16 protein-coding genes are annotated in these 15,846 nt (G+C 64.3%); 7 read left to right on the forward strand and 9 right to left on the reverse strand.

Annotated features, from left to right (window positions below; all coding sequences use genetic code 11):
* The coding region (locus MHN80_RS23400) for an integrase core domain-containing protein (RefSeq protein ID WP_239403862.1) at positions 1-469 on the forward strand (469 nt) is incomplete at its 5' end.
* On the opposite strand, the gene MHN80_RS23405 is transcribed toward MHN80_RS23400, so the two are convergent.
* The 3 genes from MHN80_RS23405 to MHN80_RS23415 form a co-directional block, all read right to left on the reverse strand.
* On the reverse strand, positions 466-1,197 hold the full coding sequence (locus MHN80_RS23405) for a fumarylacetoacetate hydrolase family protein (RefSeq protein WP_239403863.1): 732 nt from the start codon (positions 1,195-1,197) through the stop codon (positions 466-468). The two genes, MHN80_RS23400 and MHN80_RS23405, sit on opposite strands and share 4 nt — an antisense overlap.
* 162 nt (positions 1,198-1,359) lie before the next feature.
* On the reverse strand, positions 1,360-2,685 hold the full coding sequence (locus MHN80_RS23410) for an Nramp family divalent metal transporter (RefSeq protein ID WP_239403864.1): 1,326 nt from the start codon (positions 2,683-2,685) through the stop codon (positions 1,360-1,362).
* Between the two features lie 144 nt (positions 2,686-2,829).
* Complete coding sequence (locus MHN80_RS23415; RefSeq protein ID WP_239403865.1) at positions 2,830-3,783, reverse strand: dihydrodipicolinate synthase family protein; 954 nt, start codon at positions 3,781-3,783, stop codon at positions 2,830-2,832.
* Between the two features lie 217 nt (positions 3,784-4,000).
* Between MHN80_RS23415 and MHN80_RS23420 the strand changes: the two genes are divergently transcribed.
* Complete coding sequence (locus MHN80_RS23420) at positions 4,001-5,047, forward strand: LacI family DNA-binding transcriptional regulator (protein ID WP_239403866.1); 1,047 nt, start codon at positions 4,001-4,003, stop codon at positions 5,045-5,047.
* 192 nt (positions 5,048-5,239) lie between these two features.
* Positions 5,240-5,608, forward strand: coding sequence for a hypothetical protein (locus tag MHN80_RS23425; protein WP_239403867.1), 369 nt, complete (start codon positions 5,240-5,242; stop codon positions 5,606-5,608).
* A gap of 578 nt (positions 5,609-6,186) precedes the next feature.
* On the opposite strand, the gene MHN80_RS23430 is transcribed toward MHN80_RS23425, so the two are convergent.
* Complete coding sequence (locus MHN80_RS23430; protein WP_239403868.1) at positions 6,187-7,044, reverse strand: hypothetical protein; 858 nt, start codon at positions 7,042-7,044, stop codon at positions 6,187-6,189.
* A gap of 1,044 nt (positions 7,045-8,088) precedes the next feature.
* On the opposite strand from MHN80_RS23430, the gene MHN80_RS23435 reads away from it, so the two are divergent.
* Positions 8,089-8,958, forward strand: a complete 870-nt coding sequence (locus MHN80_RS23435; protein ID WP_239403869.1) for an Abi family protein — start codon at positions 8,089-8,091, stop codon at positions 8,956-8,958.
* A gap of 459 nt (positions 8,959-9,417) precedes the next feature.
* Here MHN80_RS23435 and MHN80_RS23440 read toward each other — a convergent pair whose 3' ends face one another.
* The 5 genes from MHN80_RS23440 to MHN80_RS23460 all read right to left on the reverse strand — a co-directional run bounded on the left by MHN80_RS23440 (position 9,418) and on the right by MHN80_RS23460 (position 12,244).
* Entirely contained in the window at positions 9,418-9,618 is a 201-nt protein-coding gene (locus MHN80_RS23440) for a hypothetical protein (protein WP_239403870.1), read from the reverse strand.
* Complete coding sequence (locus MHN80_RS23445) at positions 9,615-9,941, reverse strand: hypothetical protein (protein WP_239403871.1); 327 nt, start codon at positions 9,939-9,941, stop codon at positions 9,615-9,617. Before MHN80_RS23445 ends, MHN80_RS23440 begins: the two co-directional genes overlap by 4 nt.
* Positions 9,942-10,151: 210 nt before the next feature.
* Positions 10,152-11,024, reverse strand: coding sequence for a DUF2637 domain-containing protein (locus tag MHN80_RS23450; protein ID WP_239403872.1), 873 nt, complete (start codon positions 11,022-11,024; stop codon positions 10,152-10,154).
* A 102-nt stretch (positions 11,025-11,126) separates the two neighbouring features.
* Positions 11,127-11,285: a hypothetical protein gene (locus MHN80_RS23455; protein ID WP_239403873.1), complete on the reverse strand. Its 159-nt coding sequence runs from the start codon at positions 11,283-11,285 to the stop codon at positions 11,127-11,129.
* A gap of 173 nt (positions 11,286-11,458) precedes the next feature.
* Positions 11,459-12,244 carry a ParA family protein gene (locus MHN80_RS23460; protein WP_239403874.1) on the reverse strand — a complete coding sequence of 262 codons (786 nt, stop codon included), beginning with the start codon at positions 12,242-12,244 and terminating at the stop codon, positions 11,459-11,461.
* A gap of 397 nt (positions 12,245-12,641) precedes the next feature.
* On the opposite strand from MHN80_RS23460, the gene MHN80_RS23465 reads away from it, so the two are divergent.
* From MHN80_RS23465 to MHN80_RS23475, 3 genes are all read left to right on the forward strand, one after another.
* Complete coding sequence (locus tag MHN80_RS23465; protein WP_239403875.1) at positions 12,642-14,042, forward strand: cytochrome P450; 1,401 nt, start codon at positions 12,642-12,644, stop codon at positions 14,040-14,042.
* Positions 14,039-15,058 (forward strand): GAF domain-containing protein, encoded by a 1,020-nt coding sequence (locus tag MHN80_RS23470; RefSeq protein ID WP_239403876.1) that lies wholly within the window; start codon positions 14,039-14,041, stop codon positions 15,056-15,058. The genes MHN80_RS23465 and MHN80_RS23470 overlap by 4 nt, the downstream gene beginning before the upstream one ends.
* 210 nt (positions 15,059-15,268) lie before the next feature.
* Complete coding sequence (locus MHN80_RS23475) at positions 15,269-15,460, forward strand: hypothetical protein (RefSeq protein ID WP_239403877.1); 192 nt, start codon at positions 15,269-15,271, stop codon at positions 15,458-15,460.
* The last annotated feature ends 386 nt before the right edge of the window (positions 15,461-15,846 follow it).

Here is a 15,846-nt window from a genome sequence, read left to right on the forward strand (position 1 = left end):
CTGGCAGGTCTCGACCACCATGCACACCGACCTCGCCCTCGACGCCCTGAACATGGGATTGTGGGCACGGTCGCGTGCCGGCCACGACGTGGCCGGGCTGATCCACCACTCCGACCGCGGAGTGCAATACCGAGCCATCCGCTACACCGAACGACTGGCCGAAGCCGAAGCGGTGACATCTGTTGGCTCCAGAGGGGATTCATACGACAACGCGATGGCTGAGGCGTTCAACTCGCTGTTCAAAGCCGAATGCATCCGTAACCCCGTGATGCGCCCGCGAGGCGGCTGGGCAGGTGTGGGCGAGGTCGAGATCGCCGTCGCTGAGTACGTCGAATGGTTCAACCACCGCCGCCTGCACGGCGAGATCGGACACGTCCCACCCGTCGAGTACGAGAGCGCCTACTGGTCGACCCACACCGTCACCAGCTACCGTGAGAACCCGGTCCCCGCAAACGCTGGAACCAACTAACCGAGCCTCCAGCAAACCCGGGGCGATTCAATGAGTTCGTCGACGGGTCGGGTCATGTCGCGGATGTAGCCGTGTTGAACTGTGGTGCCGTTGACCGCGGTGTGGATGCGTGCGGTGTGTAGGTCGACGTCGTCGGCGGGGGTGATGACCGGCCCGAGTGGGGTGGTGCGGTCCCATGCTTTGCCTTGAAGCCATTGGTGGCTGCGTGATTGCCAGTCACGCAGGGTGACGTCGTTGGCGACGGAGTAGCCGAGGATGTGGTTGTGGGCTTGAGCGGTGGGGATGCGGCGGCCGGGGGTGCCGATGATGATGGCGAGTTCGCCTTCGTAGTCGGCATGCACGGTTTCGTCGGGTAGGACGATGTCGTCGTAGGCGCCGGTCAGTGTGGAGGCGTATTTGGTGAACAGTACGGGGTAGCTACTCGGGGGTGGGGTGGGGTCGTTGGGTTTGGGGTAGTTGGCTCCGACGCCGATCACGCGGGTGGGTTGGGGGCTGCTGGGTAGGAGTGTGACGGCGATGGCTGGTGTGGTGTGATCGGGGGTGGGTCGTGGCCGTCGTCGTTGGGCCAGCGTGTCATTGAGCGAGTGTCCCGGGTCGCGGGGCACAGGGGTAATGACGCTGATGGCGAGGAAGCCCAGGTGTGGGTGGGCTGGGTTTCCGTAGGCCACCCAGCCGTGCCCGCTTGGGGCGGGACGGCTGGGGGTGGGTAGGTGGGGGTCGGCTGTCATGGCGTGTTTCGTGGGTCTCACGGTCGTCGATGGTGTTCGCATGGTGGTGGTTTCGAAGGCGTCGACCGGTGTGGGTGGCGGTGGACGGTCGCGGTGGTGGTTGGTCCGCGTGTGGGCTCGGTGGGTGGTGAGTCGTGGCGGCGGGTGTGGGTGGGTGTCGGGTTAGTTCTGGAGCTGTTGGACGAGTTCGACGATCATGGTCGCCGACAGCGACAGGATCGCGAGGAATCCCAGGACACCGAGTGTGTTTTTCCACCAGGTGTTTTTCAGGTCGCCCATGAGGTTTCGGTTGTTGCTCATGGTGAGCAACAGGTAGCCCAGGAATGGTGCGACGAGCACGGTGAGCGCTTGGGCGAAGATGATCAGCTGGACTGGGGATTTGGTGAACAGGATGGTGATGACCAGTCCCCACAGCAGGATGGTGGCGCTGGTGCATCGGGCGATACGGGTGCTCGGGGAGGGTCCTCGGCCGAGTGCGTCGGAGAGCATGGTGCCGCCTGCGGTGGCGTTGGCGACCATGGCGGAGAACGCGGCGCCGGATAGTCCGAGGGCGAAGATGGTGGACCCGAGTTCGCCGGCGACGGGTTCGAAGACTTTCGCCAGGCCGGCCAGCGTGGTCGCTTCGGCGCCCTGTTGGCCGAGTACGGCTGCGGCGACGACGATCACCAGCGAGGTCATGATGCCCGGAGCGATGATGCCGGGGATGGTGTCGACGATGGTGGTGTCGCGGTATTGCGCTCGTGTGCGCCGGCGTTCGTGGGTGCCGTAGGAGGTGAAGAAGGCGGCGTTGAGCGAGAAGTTCGTGCCGACCATGGCGATGACGACGAGTTGCGCGCCGGGCGGGATGGTGGGGATCAGCCCTTCGGCTGCTTGGAACCAGTCCGGGCGGGAGATGATCGCGCTGACGACGAAGGTGACGGCCAGCAGTGCCACGACGACGAGCAAGATCTTCTCGACGGTGCGGTATACGTTGCGGAACAACAAGATCAACCCGACGAAGCCGGTGCACAGCGCTGTCCAGATGACGGGGGACCCGCCGAACACCATGGACAGGCCCAGACCGGATCCGACGGCGTTGCCGACCGAGAAGCACAGCGTGATGATGAAGACGCCGAATCCGGCGGCGACGCCGACGCGGTGGCCGAGGACGTCTTTGACCGAGCTGATCATCGATATCGGGGTGCGGATGCCCAGGCGCACACTCATGTCGGCGTAGACGAGCATGAATGCGGTCGAGATGACGATGACCCAGATGAGGGCGTATCCATAGTCGCTGCCGGCCTGGACTGCGCTGGCGAGGTTTCCGGGTCCGAACTGCCAGGCGCCGGCGACGAAAGCGGGACCGGCAAGGGCGAGGGTGCGCCACCAGGCGCGGGCATTGCGGTGGCCGGTGACGGGCAGTTCGGCCGATTCGGTGACATCGGGCGCGGCGTCGGGGGTAGTGGACGCGCGCGTCACGCTGGGCGATGAGGAGGTGCGTCGACTCATCGGTGAGCCTTTCTGTGCGGCGTCCCGCGAGATCAGGGCGCCAGGACCGACCCGAGGCCGGTGGGATGAGGGTAAATCGTGGGGGTGGGACGATGCCCCGGGAGCGCGAGAAGCGGCAGCTCCCGGGGCATCAGCTGGTGTAGGTCAGGCGAACGCGGCGACCGAGCCGAGGCCGGCCGAGTGCAGCGCTGCGGCGATCTCGGCGTCAGCGCCGGCGGCCAGCGGCAGCAGCGGCGAGCGCACGGTGGCGTGCTCGAGGATGCCGCGGGCGACGAGCCCTTCCTTGAGCGCGACGGTGCCCTCCATGTGTGAGCCGCGGTGGTAGACATTCGCAGTGACCGGCAGCAGACGGTCGTGGATCTCGCGGGCCCGGCTGTAGTCCTTGGCCTTGCCGGCGGCGATGAGCTCGACGAGAGGTTCGGGGGCGAGGCCGCCGTAGCCGACCAGTGCGCCGTCGACGTCGAACATGGTGTGCAGCAGGTACTCGTCGTGGCAGGTCAGGATCTGCAGGTCCGGGTGCTCCTGGCGCAGGACCGGGATTTCGCGGTCCCAGCGGCGCATGTTGCGGACACCGTTCTTGGTGGCGAACACGCCGGGCTGCGCGGCGATCTCGAGTTGGGTTTCCAGGTCGTAGGTCGCCTTGGTGACGTCGGGGTACTGGAACAGGATCAGCGGCAGCCCCGACTCGTCGTAGATCTGCTTGTAGCGATCCTGGGGGGCGCCCTTCTGGAAGCCGAAACGCAGCCACCCGTGCGACGGGTACACCAGACCCGCGGTGGCGCCGGCGTCGACGGCGCGCTTGGCCTCCTCGGCAGCGACCGCCGTGCCCTCACCGGTGATGCCGGCGATGATCGGCAGGCGATCCTGCACCGCATCGCGGAACGCCGAGATCGTACGAACCTGCTCGTCCTGGGTGAGGAAGGTGCCCTCACCGGCGTGGCCGAGAACGACCAGACCCTTGACGCCGTCCACGCTGGCCAGCCATGACCCCAGCCGCTCGATGGCGGCGTAGTCGACCTCGCCGTCACGAGTGAAGGGGGTGACCGGGGCGGGAGTCAGTCCGCGCAGATCAACGGACTTGGGATCGACAGTGGACATCTGCGTTCTCGCTTTCCTGTATGGGTACTGCTGAATGGCTGGTAGTCGCCGAGATCGCGGTACTGCAATCGTTCATGCAATCGTTCGTGGGAACGTTCCCGCTATCGGTTGCTAGACTAAGACCACAGCAGGCAATGTGTCAACGGTCACTCAGCGGTACGTGTTGTTGCGGCCGTCGCGTGACCGCGACCGGGAGGTATGCGAGATGATGAGGACGATGTCCACCAACAACACCTCCAGGTCGGCAGGCGCGGACGCCCCTAGTGCGGTCACCCTGCTCGACGTCGCTCGCGCCGCTGGTGTCTCGAAGTCCACCGTCAGCCGGGTTCTCGACGAGCGCATTCCACCGTCACGCTCGGCTACCGCCCGCCGGGTGCGTGAGGTGGCCAACGAACTCGGGTATCGACGCAACACCTACGCCTCGAACCTGCGGCGGGGCGCGACGGCGACCATCGGTGTGGTCGTCCCACGGCTGAGTGACACGGTGATGGCGTTGATGTTCGAAGCGATCGAACGCGCCGCGGTACGTCGCGGCTATTTCGCGATCGTAGCCACCAGCGGCGATGACCCAGCCGATGAATCAGCCGCCGCCTCAACACTTCTCGACCGCAACGTCGACGGCTTGATCCTGGCATCGAGCCGCATCGATGACCCACTGCCCCAACAGCTCCGCAACGACGGAGTCGCGCACGCACTAGTCCTGCGGACCGACGGAAAGAGCCCCTCAGCAGTCGGAGACGACGAAGCCGGCGGATACCTGGCGGTGCGCCACCTCGTCGACCTAGGACACCGCGACATCGGGGTCCTCAGCGGGCCACTGTTCACCTCCAGCGCCGCCGGACGCCTCGAAGGGGCACGCCGCGCTCTGACCGAAGCCGGGCTCGCCACGCCGAGTGACCGCTTCGTCGAGTCCGGCTACGGAATCGAGGACGGCGCGCAGGCCGCACGTGTACTGCTCGTCGATCCCGACGCCCGACCAACCGCTGTCTTCTGCGCCAACGACAACCTCGCCATCGGCGCCATGTCCGCCGCGCACGAGATGTCCCTCGGCATCGGCAGGGACCTGTCCCTCATCGGCTACAACGACATCCCCCTGGCTGCGCGGCTCCCCACGCCCCTCACCTCGGTACGCACCGCATTCGACGCAATCGCCGCCGAGGCGCTGTCCATCGTCCTACAGCCCGACCCCAAGCAACCACTGATACGCACCATCCTGCCGACCCTCATCCCACGAGACTCAACCCGGCCGTTCGCGCGACCCTGACGCGAATCGGGTCAGCAACCGCCCACTACGTCACGTGCCGAACAACCATGACGGGTAGCGCTCGAGATTAGCTATGTTGCTGCGCTTTTCGAGGTCCGTACCAGATGCGGCGGCATTCAGCGCTCGAGAGGAGGGGCACGGAAGACCCAAGATCTGCCGTCGCATGTCGGTGGTCGAGTGCACACTGCCGCTATGGCCGACCGACCTCCCGCCCTGACGCGCGAACAACACCTCGCCGCGTTCACCGACCAGTACCCGTTCGCCGAACTGGCAACCCTCGGGTTTCGTCGATGCGTGCTAGCCGCCCGGTTCAAGAAACGCCGACCCCAGGGGCCGTGGATTCGCGTGGTCACACTCTCGGATGTGTGGCAGCGGGCTCTCACCCTCGACGTCGATGCACGCGGCGTAGTCCACGGCCATGTCACCGTCGATGTCGGCGCTGATCAACCCGTCCTGGTTGCCGAGACCAGCTCAGCAGCACTCCAACTCGTTGCTACTGCACCAGGAACACCCACCGAACAGCTCCTGCGTATCCCCGACGTCAACGCAACCGCCTTCTAATCCTCGAGCGTGGCCGCGCCAGGCGTGCCTACGGGCATGCGCGGTGCCGAGCAACAGGGTGGCCGACCAACCGCCATGTCGAGTCAACGATCACGCCAGATTAACTATTCGAAATCTTCCGTATGCCGAATACGATGTGGGGCGAGGATGGTGCCCAGCCGCCGGGGAGGACGACTTGGGCACCATCCTTGTCCCGCAGCCACGACGCGCGCCCGGCACACGGCATCTCGCCCGCGAATTACGTCACGTGACGAATACATATGACACCGAGGCGTGAAACCGGTTCTGCTAGAATCGGTTTCACGTGCCGATAATAGATATTATGTCAAGTAATTTTGCCATAGGCTTGAGAACGATGCGGCGTCGTTAATCGACGTCGAAGCCGTCGTGTCGAGGTTACTGCGACCGTTCGACGCGACCGATCACCTCGCCTGTGCGGCAATGGTTGAACTCGCGTTCAATGGACTCTGGGACCGCCCGGTTGCATTCCGCTTCCGTCGGCAACTCCTACCGGTTCTTGAGACGATCACCGAACTGGCCGGCGGTACGCCCTGACCGCCGGCCGCCGGTTGAACAGGTTAGTCACCGGACCCCTGCGGACGAGGCGGCGGCTTCGCAGCGGCGCTCGTCCTCGGCGTCGAGCTGCCCTTCTTGGGTCGCAGTTTCGCGGCACCAACCACGCTGTAGACGTTGCGGACCCGTTCGGCCGCGAAGCTGCGGCCCCGCGCAGTGGAGATGGGTGCTCGCTTGACGCTCAACAACCCCGCCGTCACCAACTCCTTGGTGCCGCGGGCACGGGTCGCCGGCGACAACCCGAAGCGCCCATGAAAGACAGACGTCGCCCACCACACGGGCTCACCGGGCGCGGACTGGTCGACAAGCACGGCGAGCAGCATCGCGACTCCCGGCGCCGACAGTTCATGTAGTTCGCCGTTGAGCCACAGTCTCGAGGGGACTTGTAGATACAGCTCCCCTCGGTCGCCTCGAGGAAGGGAGTAGGGGTCGCCCGATCCTGACTCGTGCAGCAACGTCACCACCGACGTATTGCCGCTACGCCGGTCAACGGAAATCAGGCGCGCGTCCTCGAGCGTTTTCAACGCCTCGACGATCCGCCGCGCCCCGCGGCTACCCGGATCGGGTAAAGCCAGCAGCTCGGCCCACTTGCGGGCCGGTAGTGACGTGGTGAACGGCTCGGCAGAACTTCGCCAGATCAACGACAAGTACAGCCGTAGCGCCACGCCACCACCCCGCCCACCGATGCGCACGAGGTGGGCCAGTGGTGTCGAGCCGCGGCCGCCGACGTCGCGCACGAACTCCACGCGGACCGGTGCGCTGTGCCTGCGGGATGCCGACTCATCGATCTCCGCGGCGTGTCGGCACGCCAACTCCAATCGCTCCTTGGACTCAGCCGATAGGGCCACTACGGTCGCTGACATCGACATCCTCCTTTCGGGCATCGCTACCGGAGATCAATAGAGTTCTCCATAGTTCGGGACTCAAGCGTATGTCTAGGTTATCAGATAAACGCAGTGATCCTTATCTACAACCGTGCTGCTTGCTTCTCTGCCTTGCGCCGTGACTCGACGGCAGGCACCACCACATTCTCCATGATTCCGCATTTCAGAACCACCGTCACGCCTTACACGGGATGGACGCGCCCCCCTCATCCGATCCGCACATCGGTCACTCGCCTGGAGGAACGAGTTGTCAGCAAACGCACCACCAGACTGAGATGTGCTACCTTGTGGATGTACGTGGTGACGGGCGGAAGATCCGCTACACAATCCCGTCCCATGCGAGACGCGCACAGACCTGCGGTTTACAGGCCACTGTGTGTCATAACTCGGCCCGTGCACCAGCGGCCCCGCCGGGATGAACTCCGGCGGGGTTCGCTGTATTTCAGTCCGCTGAGCGGGGCAAGAGGCTTCGGGCGATGAGCGGGATGTTCGCGGCGCGCCCGGCGGTGTTCTTGGACTCGCGGCGGGCGGGTCGGCTGTGGGTGACCGGTATTGGGTGTCAGTTTCGCCACGACACCTATCGGCACTGGCTTGTCGCTGGAGCCTCCGATTTGGCAACGTCGGACGGCGGACGACCCGGACCGATAGACCCGTTTCGGGCGCCCGTCCACCGGCCGCAAAGGTCTTCGCTGAAATCTGCGGCGGCGCCACCGGTGACAGTCTCAATTTCCTGTCTCTAGTCGCACCTACGCTGTGATCCGACACTCCTCCGCTGTCGGGACCGTCCGTCGGCCGTTGGCGCTGCCAAACCGACCTGGCCGCAGCGCCACGCCGCGATGCGACGAGCAACCCCGTCCCGGCTAGCACTGCGGCCCGGCCAACTGCCAGCCAGCACGGCACGAGTACCGGCTGTCCAGTCGAATTGGACGTGTAGAGCGACGCGATGTAAGGTGGTGTCAACGATGCCCGCCAAGGCTAGAGCGCAAGCTTCCTTACTTCGGCGGGCGCTTTACTATCTACGGCATGGCAAAACCGTTCCTCACCGTCTCCCAACAGGTTGAGAAGCTACGTGAGAACGGGCTGATCATTGCCGACGCTGAAGTTGAGTCTGTCGAGTCCTATCTCGCCGATCACAACTACTACCGGCTGAGCGGCTACTTCCGATACTTCCAGCAGCAGCCGATCGACGGCCACAACCGTTTCGAGCCCGGCACCAAGTGGAGCCAGATCCGCGACGCCCATGACTACGACGCAAGCCTCGCGTCGGTTCTACGCAAGGGATTGGCGAGCATCGAGGTCGTTTTCAGATCCCACTTCGCCTACCTCCTCGCACAGTCAGCCGGCCCGCTGGGCTACCTCAATGAATCGACGTACGACGACACATCCAACGGCGCTCGCGCGAAGCTCCTGAAGGACGTTGCCGAGGACGTGCGACGATCCAGCGAGCGGTTCGTACAGCATCACGACGACTTAGGGGAATCTCTCCCGGTGTGGGCAGCGATAGAGACGCTGTCGTTTGGCACGACTTCGAGAATGTATGGCCTCGTGTCCGACTCCGACGGCGTCTATAAGCCTCTCGCCAAGCGCTTTAACGTCAGTCCTCGTGCCTCACGACCGGTCTTCCGCGCGATGGTGGTTCTCCGCAACGTGTGCACTCACCACAACCGGATCTGGAACCGGACGCACGGGATCCTCGTCGACACACCGCCCGACTCGAGGACGGAATCGGACAAGTCAATCTACAGCAACACACCATGGGCCTGGTGCACGACGGTAACCCATCTTGCGGACGCCGCGAACGGTGACGACTCGTACTCGAACTGGTTCTGGGATGCTCTGGACCAATTCCCAGACTGGTTCGTCGACGGCCTCACGCACCCGTCGGATAAGTAGGAGCTCAAGCAACGTCGTCGTTACCGAGACCGGCGGTCGCGTCGATGATTGGACCCGAGGGCCGCGGCGAATCTCCGCTGCGCGTGTCTCCATACGAGACCGAGTTCCCGGACTGGCGGTGGACCATCCGAGGCCGCTCCTGATCCGACACAGCAGACCGCCGGGTTGAGGCAATGGATTCGCAACAGCGCCGCGAGATCGCCGGCCAGCTCGCCGCAGTGACCCACCCGGATCACCCGTTCGCCACCGATCACTCCCCCACCAGGATCAGGCACGGCCGGTTCTGGTCGGCACCATCGAGTACCGAGAGATGACCCGCCGCCTGCGGAGGTGCGCCCGGCAGGAACACCGATAACCCTCGACTTCGCCCGTTCTCGAAACTCGACCAACAATGCTTTTGCGGCAACCGACCGTCTAGGGAGGGCGGCAGCGCAGAGCAGCGGAGACGCTGTTCACGACTCATGAGAGCTGGTCGACCTGTCCCCCAGTCTGATCGGCATATGCCTGGGCCTCGTCCAGTTCGCCCGCGGTATAAGTGCGGATGCCGGCTGGACGGCCGGGCGGCCGCACGATGAATGTCAGGTCCGACAGCTCAACGCGGCCACGTTTGGGCGCAACGCGATTGGCGGGTCCGCCCCCAGGGTCGTTGTTCTCGGTCATTGCGGTGCTGAGTCCTCTCGCGGTTGCAGCGCCTCGGGCGGCACCCACATGGTGATCGTGGCCGATGAAACGTGATTGGCGCTCTCAACCGGCATCTGACATACCCCGCGCCACAACCCGTTTGACATTCTCAGCCACGCGACGAGCAGCGCGGGCATGGTCGGCTCGATCCGGGCGCCGGACGCGCGGACTCGAAGTGACACTCCCCCGCCGGCCGCATATGAGCGTCCGCACGACGGGTCCGCGATCGCCATGTCGATGACCACGGGCCTAGCCGGGTCGAACACGCGCAGTGTTCGGGTGTCGGGCCAGTGGTCGAACATGCACAGAGTCTAACCCCAGGTATCGAATGGGTGTTCGATGCGCTTGTAGTCTGTTCGAGTAGGCGGGGGTGTGCCTGGAACGGGAAGTCCGGGACCGCACGCACCCCCGCCCACTCCTGCACTCACGGGTCCGGAGGCAGCTACGGCCCGACTATGCGTGCGCGGCTCGCAAACTCCCCCGGCCGTACCCCTAGACATGGGCTGGCGTGCTCAGTGGGCGTCGACGAGCGCGGGGTGTTCCGCTGTGTGCACACGCTCGGCGTGTGACGACATGTCGGCGGTGCACTCGGCCGCGAGGTCGCGCCACCGGCCGATAGTGGTCCGGTGCACGCCGGTGAGATCGGCGGTCTGCTCGCGATGCACTCTGAGGCGTTCGGCGACGAGCACACGCGCGACCACACGGTCGTCGTTGCGCAGCCGGCCTCGACTGCACACGAGGCGGGCCAGGTCGAGGTCGGCGTCGGTGATCTGTGCGTCGAGGTCTGACAGGCTTAGGGGCGAGGTGTCCGCGTCGTCTCGTGCACTGTCGGGCTGCGTGTGCGGTTCTGTCGGTGCGCTGACCTGCGAGTGTGCATGGGACGCACTGTCCACGGTGTCGTGCTCGACGTCCGGCATCGGGTCGTGCGATGTTGCTCCCCCGCCGGCCCAGACGTGCATGACAAGCCCGTGGATGCTCGCCAGCAGGGCCAGGGGCGCAACGATAGCGATGGCCACGGCCATCAGGCCGTGCATGACACCCTGGCCGCTAGCAAGGAATGCGTGGCCGGCATTGCCGGCGACACTGACGGTGCTCGAAATCGCCAGCATCGCGAAGTGGTACCGCTTGCCGGCGTCGTCGCGGCGTTTGGTCGCGACATAGACGCACCAGGTGGCTTGCAGAATGAAGACGTCGATTACCACGGGCAGGAGCCAGGTCAGGCGGTCTGGGATAGCCCCGGACATGCGGGCGAGGTCGCTCAATGCTGTGAAGCTCAGAGTGAATGAGGCCGCAACGACGATAAGGCTCAAGATGACTGCGGTGGCCACGCTGGCGGTGTTTGACGCGGCCTCGGTGGTGTTACGGGCGTGGGTAGGGTCGGACATAGATCAACAGCTCCGTTTCTGTTGGTCGTCGGTCCTGGTGGTGCTCCAATCACCACCAGGACCTCTCAGAAGTAGCAGTGCTAGCTTCCCTAGCTAGGTCAGCTAGCAACCGTGTTTGCGCAGGTATTCGTCCAACGCTGCGTCGGTGATGGATTGCAGCGAGACGTCTTTGTTGCCTGTCTCGTACCGCAGCTTGCCCACTGCCCGGACTGCGCGCGCCTTGACGCTCGGGCGGATCCGCACGTTGTGCTGTTCCGTCATCTTTTCGACCTCCCCCCCGGCCTGCCGTACGTCCGGAGCACCCAGAGGTGGCGGCCCTTCCGCAGGTTGGGCAGGTGAGGGCGTCGGGTCGGCTGCCGCCGGCCGTGGCGGCCTCTCGGGCAGGTCGTCAGCTGGGTGGTGTCGGCGAATTGCTGGGGCTCGATTGACACCACTCATGATGCTGTCTCCTTCGCGGTGAGATTGAGTTCGTCGATGAGGTCGGAGTACGCCAGTTGCAGGGCAAGCGATTTGCCGCCGCGGTACTTATGTATCGGCGTGTGAGCACTGTGCGCATCTTGGCGCGCGGCGAGCTCAGGGATCGAGGTCGAAGCGACCAGGTCACCGTAGGCCGCGCGAAGTTCCTGCTCCCGGAAGGTGTGTTCGCCTGTGTTTCGCTTGCGACTGATGATGACCTTGTCGAAAGACAGCTGAGGGTTCGGTCGACGAGTGACGCTCCGGATCGTGTCCTCGAGATTGCCGACCCCTCCCACACTGTCGATCGTGGGCTCGGTGACGGCAACTACCCCGTCTGCGGCGCAGAGCACTGCAAAGAGGAGTTTGCCCAGCGAAGGCGGGCAGTCGAAGAGAACCACTGCGTACGGGGACAGATCAACGCCCTCGAACGCGACGTCTAGCCGAAAGATCAGGTCGTTCGCGCCGTCAGCCTCGATGTTTGCCAGTGACACGCTCGCCGGAATGAGGTCGACCAGATCCCACGGAGTCGCGACTACCGCGTCGCCGGCTGTTCCTTCCCTGGTTTGTGCCATGAGGTCGTAGGAGGTGACCGCGTCGTCAGTGACCTCGACACCGAGGCCGGTGGTGGCATTGCCTTGAGGATCCATATCGACCACCAGCACATTCTGTCCCCGGTTACTGAGAGCGGACGCCAGACCGAGGACAGTTGCGGTCTTTCCGACGCCCCCCTTCTGGTTCGCTATCGCGATTCTGCGCGGTTGCATCCAGGCTCCCTTTCCTCAGGTGATGCTAACTATGCTAGCAAGCTAGCATAGTTAGCACAGCGTCGCTAGGCAGCGCAGCTGCAACAGATCGCGTAGCCACACACGCTGTTCTAGCTAGCTAGAACAGCGTCACTAGCGCGTCTAGCTACAGGTCAGCCGATACTGCCCGATTACACAGTTCAGAGGTAACAACTAGCAACGCTAGCCAGTGCCGCTCGTTTCGCATCTGGCGAGCGCTTCTTTGGGCAGAGAGAACCGCGTCTCCCCTCGCCTCGCACCGGGTGTAGTCAACTACGCGCCGATGCTAGCTCGCATAGCTACGCTAGTTGACCTAGCTGCGCTAACCAGGAGGGGCAGCGTCAGATAGGTGTAGGGCAGACCTGGAACACTCGACGCCGTGAACGCAAAGCCACTGAACGAACTCCCTCATCCCGCAGGGCGGCTGCCACTCCTTGGCGATGTGCGCTCTGCTGACCGTCGCAGGCCCACACAACACGAGGCAGAGCTCACTCGCGAACTCGGACCGATCTTTCAGCGAGTTCTCCTCAGAGACCAGCTTGTTGTCGTAGGGGGCGCCGGCCTGGCAAAGGAAACTCTTGACGAGAAGAACTGGGGACGCGTTCTCGTCGGGCCCCTTGCGAAACTGCGCGAGTTCGCCGCGGGGGGCCTGTTCACGGCACGAAGCAGTGATCCTCTGTGGGGTCAAGCACGGCGCATACTGACGCCCGGGTTCTCCCAGGGCGCGATGCGCGCCTACCACGAAGCCATGGTCACAGTAGCTACAGATCTGACGGAGCAGTGGTCCAGAGAGCCCCGGGTCGATGTTCATCAGGATATGACGGCCGCGACGTTAGAAATCATTGGCAGAGCGGGCTTCTCAACCCCGATGGGATTGCTAGGGGACAGCCGGAGCAGCGCGGAGGGAACCGACGCATTCCTCGAATCCCTTACCCGGGTCCTCGTGTGGGCGAGCGAGTCCACGAACGACATTCCGATTGTCGGTCCAATTCGCGCACTCCTAAACGGCCCAGGAATCCGCCGTGACGCAGCCAACGTGCGTCAGTATGTCGATGACATCATCGCGCGAAGACAGCAACGCGGAGACAACGTGCCGGCGAACGACCTTCTGGGCCTGATGCTCGGCGCCGAGGACTCCGAGACCGGCCAGACTCTGCCTCTCGACAATGTCCGCGATCAGGTGCTCACATTCCTAGCGGCAGGTCACGAGACGACCGCAGCCCTTATGGAGGTGGCGCTCTACCACCTTGCGGCCGACCCACAACTCGGCGATGACATCACAGCGACGGAGCTGAGCGACGGACCTGCGTTCGACTACGAACAAGTCGTCAAGATGCGCCGTATCAAAGCCCTAATTAACGAGTGCCTGCGCCTCTGGCCGCCAGCGCCTGGGTTCTTTCGAATCGCTCGCACCGACCAGGAGCTGGGCGGATACAAGGTTCCACGCGGCCGCGCGGTCTTCGTCCTAAGCCTCGCCGCGCAACGAGACCCCTCAGTATGGGGACCTGACGCAGACGAGTTCCGGGCCGACCGCTTCGTGGGGAAGCGCCTAACCGCCAATTCTGATGAGTTTTTCGCGCCCTGGGGGACAGGACCCCGGTCATGCATCGGCCGCCAATTCGCGATTCACGAAACCACACTGCTCATAGCATCATTGCTCTCCAAGTTCAGATTGACCCTTGAAGAACCGGTAGAGCTACGGATGCGGGAGCGGGCGACGTTGCGACCTGAACCGTTCACGATCGTGGCCACCCCACGCGAGAAGGCGAGGAAAGCATGACGTGGTACCTAATCGAGACGCTGGGCCAGCCACCGAGCGCGTCCATCGTCTTCAAAGAAGGCGTGGAGCGTAACTGGGCCTCCGTACGCCGAATGTCCCAGGACGAGGGAGGACTCGACCGCATCGAGGACCTGATCGGACAGGTGCGTCGAACTGGTGAACCCGTCGATCAGATCGAAGTAGGACGAAGCGGACCGCGCCGCGTCATTATGCGGCCCGTCCTGGGCTACGAGGGGGATGTTTACGGCATCAAGACCTGGGTGTCACCCCCGGAGAAAGAAGTCACTCCAGAACGCGCGATCGCCTCTGTGAACTGGGACGTCGAGACGTTGGTGGCCCGTCACACTCTCGAGTCCTACATGATGTCGTCGATTAGCCCGGACGGGTTCGGGGATACCCGCGACCCCGGCCAGTTCCTCCGCAAGGTTGCACAGTTCGATGCTCTCAACGAGCTCGCCGAGCTATGCCTAAACGACGGAACTCGCACGCAGTTTCAAGGGCGACTCACAGTTCTGCACGACGACACCCACCTGATGGCGTGGCGAGGACTAGCGCGTGCCGGGGCCGGCCCCGATGGCAGCGAAGTACGGGGAATGTTCCACGATGTGACCGACACCGAGGAACCCCAGATCTCTCCGCTGGCCGCGCTGAAGCTCGGCACTCTGGATGAGAACTCCACTGGGACAGTGCTTGTCGCCTACCGGGACCATGGTCCAGAAGGACCCGTCATCCCAGTACTCATGTACTGGATCTCGCCGCGGCCCCCCTACATCACCGAATCTGCCACCGACCACCGACACTCTGAGATTGTCGGCAACCTGGTCAATCCGGAGCACTTCGGCGAGTTCGTCCGGGCTCGCGAGGTTCTGAAAGCTGGCCAAGACGAACTCGAGATTCCGATGGTGGTCGAGCTTCTCGGGCACGATGGGCAGTGGGTCAAAGTCCGGTTCCACCTGAGACGCTACCCAGGGGCGGTCGGAAGCCTCATGCACATCGGCCGCTTCTCACGGCTTTGATGACGAGGTCTAGCTGATCGGTCCGTCTGCACCTGACACCGCACCCCCTTGCCCTTCCCTGCGTCGCCGCGCCTGTGATGTAGGTGGCCACGTCGTACTTACTGCAAAGAGTCCGGCTGGGGACGGGGGCTGGGCATCTGCGTGGGTCAAACGCGCCCGCAGCACTGCCAGCCCCCGTCGACTGCGAGCCTGCTCGGACCGCGTTTCTGAGTGCCAGCACCGCCGTTCCGCGATGACGCGCGCATGCAGCTGCTCTGCCCGATCGGCGGCACCGATCGCCTCCGCCGCCGCATCGAGGGTCACCGCGCTGTTCAGGGTCCACGACGTCCCGCGGCCGCGCCCGGTCCGGGACACCAGCCCGAGCTCTGCGAGGCGGTGGAGGGCGCGGAGCACCCCGAATGAGCGGTCCCCACGGGGGAGACCGAGGCGTGCGGCGAGGGTAGGGGTGGGTTGCTGGGGTGTGGATGAGGTTAGGAGGGTCCATAGAGCCCGTTCTACGTGCCCGAGGCAGGCCCAGAGGGGGTGCCGGAGGGAGGGCGAGCGCGAGGGGGATGTGACGTCATGGGCATGTTTCCCCCGGTAAATAGGACTGGGGATGGTCAGGGTGTACAGGTTGGCGTGACGAGGATTAGACGCCGGCCACTGCTCGACGAGTTGGAGTAGCTGTCGGCTCTGCAACTCGCGCAGAACCCTGGTGGCCGTGCCGTCGGTGAAGTGCATCAGCATGGAAAGGTCGCGGCGCGCGACAGGGCGAGCGTGAATACCGTGCCCGGTCGCGAACCGCTCGT

The organism is Gordonia sp. McavH-238-E (assembly GCF_022348225.1).
Lineage (GTDB): Bacteria > Actinomycetota > Actinomycetes > Mycobacteriales > Mycobacteriaceae > Gordonia > Gordonia terrae.

Bases quoted from the DNA above. Each gene is read 5' to 3' on its own strand.
- MHN80_RS23405 (WP_239403863.1), bottom strand. From the start codon at position 1,197: ATGACAGCCGACCCCCACCTACCCACCCCCAGCCGTCCCGCCCCAAGC.
- MHN80_RS23410 (WP_239403864.1), bottom strand. From the start codon at position 2,685: ATGAGTCGACGCACCTCCTCATCGCCCAGCGTGACGCGCGCGTCCACT.
- MHN80_RS23415 (WP_239403865.1), bottom strand. From the start codon at position 3,783: ATGTCCACTGTCGATCCCAAGTCCGTTGATCTGCGCGGACTGACTCCC.
- MHN80_RS23420 (WP_239403866.1), top strand. From the start codon at position 4,001: ATGTCCACCAACAACACCTCCAGGTCGGCAGGCGCGGACGCCCCTAGT.
- MHN80_RS23425 (WP_239403867.1), top strand. From the start codon at position 5,240: ATGGCCGACCGACCTCCCGCCCTGACGCGCGAACAACACCTCGCCGCG.
- MHN80_RS23430 (WP_239403868.1), bottom strand. From the start codon at position 7,044: ATGTCAGCGACCGTAGTGGCCCTATCGGCTGAGTCCAAGGAGCGATTG.
- MHN80_RS23435 (WP_239403869.1), top strand. From the start codon at position 8,089: ATGGCAAAACCGTTCCTCACCGTCTCCCAACAGGTTGAGAAGCTACGT.
- MHN80_RS23440 (WP_239403870.1), bottom strand. From the start codon at position 9,618: ATGACCGAGAACAACGACCCTGGGGGCGGACCCGCCAATCGCGTTGCG.
- MHN80_RS23445 (WP_239403871.1), bottom strand. From the start codon at position 9,941: ATGTTCGACCACTGGCCCGACACCCGAACACTGCGCGTGTTCGACCCG.
- MHN80_RS23450 (WP_239403872.1), bottom strand. From the start codon at position 11,024: ATGTCCGACCCTACCCACGCCCGTAACACCACCGAGGCCGCGTCAAAC.
- MHN80_RS23455 (WP_239403873.1), bottom strand. From the start codon at position 11,285: ATGACGGAACAGCACAACGTGCGGATCCGCCCGAGCGTCAAGGCGCGC.
- MHN80_RS23460 (WP_239403874.1), bottom strand. From the start codon at position 12,244: ATGCAACCGCGCAGAATCGCGATAGCGAACCAGAAGGGGGGCGTCGGA.
- MHN80_RS23470 (WP_239403876.1), top strand. From the start codon at position 14,039: ATGACGTGGTACCTAATCGAGACGCTGGGCCAGCCACCGAGCGCGTCC.